Source organism: Streptomyces sp. NPDC037288 (assembly GCF_055603265.1).
This window is the reverse complement of sequence record NZ_JBVJVY010000126.1, coordinates 1-6,203: the sequence shown is the minus strand read 5'-3', so window position 1 is coordinate 6,203 and position 6,203 is coordinate 1. Positions and strand designations below refer to the sequence as shown.

At 69.7% G+C, this 6,203-nt stretch carries 6 protein-coding genes; 5 read left to right on the top strand and 1 reads right to left on the bottom strand.

Features of this window, described 5'->3' with window-relative positions; genetic code table 11:
* Positions 1 to 228 precede the first annotated feature (228 nt).
* The 4 genes from ACZ7GZ_RS41915 (at position 229) to ACZ7GZ_RS41900 (ending at position 4,331) form a co-directional block, all read left to right on the top strand.
* On the top strand, positions 229 to 1,329 hold the full coding sequence (locus ACZ7GZ_RS41915) for a conjugal transfer protein (protein ID WP_471032972.1): 1,101 nt from the start codon (positions 229 to 231) through the stop codon (positions 1,327 to 1,329).
* The gene (locus ACZ7GZ_RS41910; protein ID WP_471032969.1) at positions 1,326 to 1,655 is read left to right on the top strand and encodes a hypothetical protein; all 330 of its coding nucleotides are present in this window, start codon (positions 1,326 to 1,328) and stop codon (positions 1,653 to 1,655) included. The genes ACZ7GZ_RS41915 and ACZ7GZ_RS41910 overlap by 4 nt, the downstream gene beginning before the upstream one ends.
* 85 nt (positions 1,656 to 1,740) lie before the next feature.
* Complete coding sequence (locus tag ACZ7GZ_RS41905; protein ID WP_471032966.1) at positions 1,741 to 2,253, top strand: hypothetical protein; 513 nt, start codon at positions 1,741 to 1,743, stop codon at positions 2,251 to 2,253.
* Complete coding sequence (locus ACZ7GZ_RS41900; protein WP_471032964.1) at positions 2,250 to 4,331, top strand: ATP-binding protein; 2,082 nt, start codon at positions 2,250 to 2,252, stop codon at positions 4,329 to 4,331. Before ACZ7GZ_RS41905 ends, ACZ7GZ_RS41900 begins: the two co-directional genes overlap by 4 nt.
* A 90-nt stretch (positions 4,332 to 4,421) precedes the next feature.
* Here the strand turns inward: ACZ7GZ_RS41900 and ACZ7GZ_RS41895 are convergent, their stop codons facing one another.
* The gene (locus ACZ7GZ_RS41895; protein WP_360101244.1) at positions 4,422 to 5,606 is read right to left on the bottom strand and encodes an IS701 family transposase; all 1,185 of its coding nucleotides are present in this window, start codon (positions 5,604 to 5,606) and stop codon (positions 4,422 to 4,424) included.
* Positions 5,607 to 5,842: 236 nt separating this feature from the next.
* Here ACZ7GZ_RS41895 and ACZ7GZ_RS41890 point away from each other — a divergent pair.
* On the top strand, positions 5,843 to 6,203 hold a 361-nt coding region (locus ACZ7GZ_RS41890; RefSeq protein ID WP_471032974.1), incomplete at its 3' end, for a transposase.

The following is a 6,203-nucleotide window of genomic DNA, read 5'->3' as shown; positions in this document are numbered from 1 at the left end:
TCAGAACTCGCAATGATTCGGAGACCTGGAGTGCTCACCTGCTGGCGGCTACGGACCGTAGTCTTCCCCACGGCCCGACAAGGCCCATTAGAGGCCACTTACCACGGCTGGTCAGGCCGGAAGTTATGCCCCTGTGACGCCACGGGGCTGCTGGTGGCAAGCGGGGCGGTAAGGGCCGGGACGAAAGGTGGGGGCACAGACCAACCCCTCTGCCCTGAGGAGCAGTCCATGCCCGCCCTCCCCCGCCGCGATCGCAGCGGCCCCGATTCCGCCGGACCGGCTGCCTCCCGCCCGGCGGCCTCCCATACACGGACGCTGCCTGTACGGCGCACCCGCCTGGTGCGCGTGGCGGTCTGGGCCGCCGTGGCCGCCGGCCCGTTCGCGCTGATCGCAAGCTGCACCCACGGTGAGCCGACGGCGCGCACCCAGCCGGCTCCTGTGACCCGGGCCGCTGACCACACTGAGGCCGCCGCCGATCCGGCCGGGTACGCCGAGCTGATCCTCGGGCTGTGGCTGCGCAGCGGTACCGGAGAGGACTCCCCGGCCGCGCGCCAGCTGCGCGTCATGGCGCCGTCCGTCCAGCCCCCTACGTGGGGCGAGCCTGTCCCCACGGTGGAGCGTCTGGCGGCGGTGCGCACCCCCCGGCAGGGTGACGGAGCCTGGTCGGTGACCATTGCCGCGGAGTTCAAGGACTCCGCTCAGGGTTCCGCCGAGCAGGGCATCGTGCGGTACTTCGCCCTGTCCGTCGTCGCCACCGACGCGGGCAGCTCGCCCGGGTCGAAGCAGGCCTTCGCCGTCATGGATGCGCCCGCCGAGGTCGCCGGCCCGACCGTGCTGGATCAGCCGGAGGACCCTTACGGCACCCAGGTGCCCACCGGGTCGGCGCTGTCGTCCACCGTGGCCGAGTTCCTGAGCGCCTACCTGGGGGCCGGGGACGGCGCTGAGCGCTACCTGGCCCCGGGCACCACACTGCCCGCCCTGTCCTCTGCCGCCTTCACTGCCGTGTCCCTGGATGATCTGAAGGCCGTCGGCCGCACGGACGGAACGGCCGGAAAGGACGGCGCCACCGTGCGCGTGCGGGCACAGGTCACCGCCAAGGACAGCGACGGCGGGCAGTGGCCGCTGGCCTACGCGTTGAACCTCAAGGCCCGCGACGGGCGGTGGGAAGTCGTCGCCCTGCAGTCCGGCCTGGAAGACACCGGCACGAAGACCAACGACACCCAAGCCAGCACGACCGCATTGTCGGCCACCACTACGCCGGCCGTCGCAGTACACGGCATCAGCGCGCACGCGGGCGTCCGCGTCGCCGGTTGGGAGGGGACGCGATGAAGAGCGTGATTCTCGCGGGTGAGTTCGCGAACATTGGCGACCACCTGCTCACGGTGGGCACCGGCTGGGCCGACAAGAGTCTCAAGCTCGGCCTGCTGGCCATCGTCGTCGCCACCGTGGTCCGCAAGTTCTCGATGAAGGCGGGCATCGGCGCGCTCGTCGGTCTGGTCATCGCCTACGGCATCTACAACGGCCGCACCAACATCTCCAACGCGGTCACGGACGAGGTGACCAACATCAAGGGCGCCCCGATGGTGAACGCGCCGCTGACGCCGGGGCCCAATCCTCCCGTCCCGCACACGCCGGCCGGTGGTGAGGACGCATGAGTTCCACTGCCGCGGTGCCCCGCGTCGGCCGCAGCTACACCCGTGCCCGCCGCCACCCGTGGGTCCTGGGCAAGGTGGGGGACTGGTGCTGCCGCTGGGCCCATATACCCCCACCCAGCTCGTCATTGCCGCCGCCGGGATCTTCGTACTGATCAAGACCTTCGCCTGGTGGTCATTCCTGGGGCCGGTGCCCGTCGTGGGGCTCGGCGTCGCGGTGTGGATGGCACGTGCAACCCGTATTGGCGGCCGTTCCCCGCTGTGGGTCGCCTACGGGTGGGTGCAGTACGCCCTGCAGCCGAAGAACGGCCGGATCGGCGGCCGCTCCGCCCGCGGGGGACGCCTTCACGCCCTGGGCGGCACCTTTCTCATCGAGGACACCACCTCAGCCCTCAGCTCCGACGGCCCCGAACCCGCTGCGGCCGCGAAGACCCGCACCACCCGCAGCTCGTGCCCGACGGCGAGCGGGCCCGTCCAGCCTCGACGGCGCCGACGCGGCCGTGGTCGTTCGGCGGGCACACGCCCCTCCACCCCGGCTGTCCGGCCGGCCCCCACCCACCTGCAGCAGATGCTGCGCGCCCGACAGGAGGCCGGACGGTGAAGCTGGCCATCCGCCACATCGTCGACAACGTCGTGTGGTCCACCTCCGGCACGGTATGGGTCATCTGGTCCCTGACCCCGCAGGGATCGCGGTACATGGACGAGCGGGCCCGCGACGAACTGCAGTACCGCGTCACCTCCCTGGTGCGCTCCCTGCCCGGTGGTGCCCGTCTGTACGGGCTGTGCGCCCGCGTCGACCCCGGCGAGGTCGTCGCCCGCACCATTGAGGGCGTCGACTACCGACGGCACCCGTACTGGGCCGAGGTCGCCGACGTACAGCTGCGGCTGCTGGCGGGGGAGGACCTTGCCACACCGGTGGAGATGCACCGGCGCACCCTGTGGCTGGCCGTCCCGCTGGAGAAGACCAGCGCCCGCGCGGAACTGTCCGCCGCCTTCGCCACGGCATGGGCGGAACTCGCCGGCATGCTCGGCCTGCCCCCGGCACCCGTGTCGGCCTACGAGGTCGCCGACTACCAACAGCGCGCCCGTCAGCTGGCCGCGGAGCTCGGCGGCGGGCTCGGCCTGCGCCCGGCCCGCCCCGCGGAGATCGTGTGGATGCACCAGCATTCCGTCGCGCGCGGCCTGGAGGCGCCGCTGCTGGCCGAGGCCGAGCGCTCCGGGACGCGAGGCAGCCGACTGGTCAGCGGCATCCTGCGCGCTCCCTCGCACGCGGACCTCGGCGAAGTGCGGCTGCTGGAAGGCGGCTTCGAGGAAGACGCCGAGAGCGTCGGCGGCCGCAGCGCTGCGAAGAAGACCGCCCATCGCAAAAGCCGGCACAGCATGACGGGTCGTCGGTGGCTGCAGGTGGAGACCGAGGCCGGCTGCTCCTACCAGGCTCACCTGGCGCTGGCGGAGATGCCCCGCAAGTTCACCGCCGTCAGCGGGGACTTCCTGACCTGGCTGGACCGTTTCCCCTTCCCCGTCGACTGGGTGGTCGACATGAAGCTGGTACCGACCGAGAAGGTCGTGGAGGAGGTCCGCAAGAAGAAAAGGGACTTGGTCGACCAGGCCGAGCAGTACGCGGCGCAGCGCGATACCGGGCTGCCCGAGGACATGCACGACGCTGCCGAGGACCTGGACGATCTCGGGGCGCGGGCCGGGCGCAACAGCGTCGAGGTGGAGGTCCAGTCCGTCACCGTCATGACGGTCTGGGGCACGACCGGTGCTGAATGCGACGAGCGCGCCGGACGCCTTGAGTCTCGTCTGCGCGGCTCCAACTTCCGGCTGCAGCGGCCGCGCGGCGGTCAGGGAGAGCTGTTCACCCTAACCTTGCCGGCCACCACCAGCCCCGGCGCCACCCGCCAGTACACCCAATACGAACTCGGCGAGGACTGGGCCATGCACGGCGCCCTGAACGGGCACGCTTTCGGCGACCCCACTGGCGCGATGATCGGTTTCTCGCAGGACGTCGGCACCGTGACTCCCACCCTGCTCAACATCGCCAACGCCCCCGCCGAGAACGCCTCCGCGTCCTTCGGTATCGCAGGCGACCTCGGCGGCGGCAAGAGCGTCCTGCTCAAAATGATCTCGTCCTCCGTCGTCGACCGCGGCGGCCGCGTCATCGCCATCGACCGCACCAAGAAGCGGGAATGGGCCCGCTTCGCCTCCGCGGCCGCCGCGGGCCGCTGCCAGGTCGTCGACGCTGCGAAAGCCGAACTGTCCCTCGATCCGCTGCGCGTGTTCGCCGACCCGGCCGTCGGCGCCCGCTACACGCTCAGCTACCTGACCGTGCAGCTCGGCGTAGGGCCGATGACCGAGTACGGTGCCCTGCTGAAGAAGGCCGTCAAACAGGCCGCGAACCACTCCTTCCCCTGCATGGCCCAAGTGCTCGCCGCCCTGGAGCAGATGGCGGAAGCCGAGGGGCCCCGTGCTGAACGTGCCGCTTCCCTCGTGGAGTGGCTGCAGGTCGCCGCCGACGAACCCCTCGCCGCCGCCGTGTTCGACCCCGAACTCCCGCCGCTCGACCTCGTCTCCCGCGTCAACAGCGACTTCGTGGTGATCACCACTAGTACTGCAACGGTGCTTGCCGTGACTGATGGCCAGGTCAGGGACTGTGTCCGCGTCGTTTGTAGTGACTGATGCGGGCCTGGTGCTGTCGCCGTCGGCGCCAGGTCGACCAGTGCAGGATGTGCTCGACGGGTGTGGGCCGGCGGTCGGTTAGGCGGGTGATCAGCCGTCGTATCTCGGCGAGGCTGAGGTGGATGAGCTGGGAGGATCCGTTTCTGCTTTTCCGGCATCCAGCTCGCGGGCTCGCAGGACGGTCAGGCAGGCGTGGGCGGCCATGGCGAGGGTCATGTGGCGGTGCCAGCCGGGGTAGCGGCGGACTTGGTAGTCGTCCAAGCCGCATTCCTGCTTGGCGCTCTGGAAGCATTCCTCGATGGCCCATCGGCTGCCCGCGACGTGGATCAGGTCGTCAAGTGTGGTCTCGGCGGGGCAGTAGGCGATGTAGTAGGAGATCTCCGCGGGGCGGGCGACGCTGCTGCGGGCGATCACCCAGTGGCGGCGGTCGGGCCGGTGCCAGGGCCGCACCTCGACGCGGGCCCAGTCGTAGATCCGCAGGCCGTGAGCCCCGGTGCCGCAGGAACGGCGCTTCCATTTCTGCCGTGGCAGGCCATTGAACAGGTCGTGGACAGGATGGTCGATCGCCCAGCCGGTGACCACGGTGTCGTGCCGGGTGGTGGCCATGACGTGGAAGACGTCCGCCCGCTCCAGCTCGGACCGCCAGCCTTTGCTGAAACCGTAGGCTGCATCCGCGGTCACCCAGCGAAACGGGATCTTGTCCGCGATGGCCCGGCGGACCATCGCCTTCGCCATGGACACCTTGGTCTCGAAGCCGACCTCGTCGTCGATACCGGCCCGGCGGCACCTGTCGCGGTCATCGGTCCAGGAGGTGGGCAGATACAGACGCCGGTCGATCAGTGTCCGCCCACGGCCGGTGGCATAGGCGAGGAACACGCCGACCTGGCAGTTCTCCGTCCGCCCGGCGGTGCCGGAGTACTGCCGCTGCACCCCGGCCGACCGCATCCCCTTCTTCAAAAAGCCCGTGTCGTCCACGACCAGGACGGCGTCCCGGTCGCCGAGGTTGTCGACCACGTACTGGCGCACGTCGTCGAGCACCTCATCGGCGTCCCACTCGATCCGGTTCAGCATCCGGTGGATGCGGTCCGGGCCCGCATGGCCGGCTTCCTCCGCCAACGTCCAGCCGTTCTTCCGCTGCAGCGGAGCGATCAGGCCCCGCATATAAGCAAGTGCCGACTCCCGCGGCTCCGACCTGCTGAAACGGTGCACGAACCGCCCATGCACAGCTTCCAGTTCACCCGCCCACAACCTGACATCAGCAAGGTCCCCACCCACAACCACACCAACGACCGACCTGGCCACCAGTCACAGCAAGCACCGTTGCAGTACTAATACTCCAGCAGTACTTCGCCATTTCTGCTGGTCAGGGTTCTGAGGGTGGGGAGTGTAGTGGTGTGGGCAGGGGCATGGAACGGTCTTTGGTGGGGTGCCGCCCCAACGAGTGGCCGCGCGGTATGTAGTGACAATGCTCCGGGCAGTGCGCCTATGTGATCGAGGATGCACCCACGAACGTGTGGGACGAGGAGCTTGGCAGGCTGTTACGTCGGATCGGGAGCCGTTTCACGCGTGTGGAGCCCCGGCGTCTGGTGCGCGACTACATCCATGGTCTGCTTGGCCCGGTCGGCCGCAAGAACGGCTGGCAGATCGCCGAATACGCCGGCCACGCCACGCCTGACGGCCTGCAACGGCTGCTGTCCCGCACCTGCTGGAACGCGGACGAGATCCGCAACGACCTGCAAGCCTACGTCGCTGAACACCTCGGCGCCGACGACGGCGTGCTGATCATTGACGACACCGGCTTCGTCAAGAAGGGCACCACCTCCGCCGGGGTGCAGCGCCAGTACTCCGGCACTGCCGGCCGCACCGAGAATT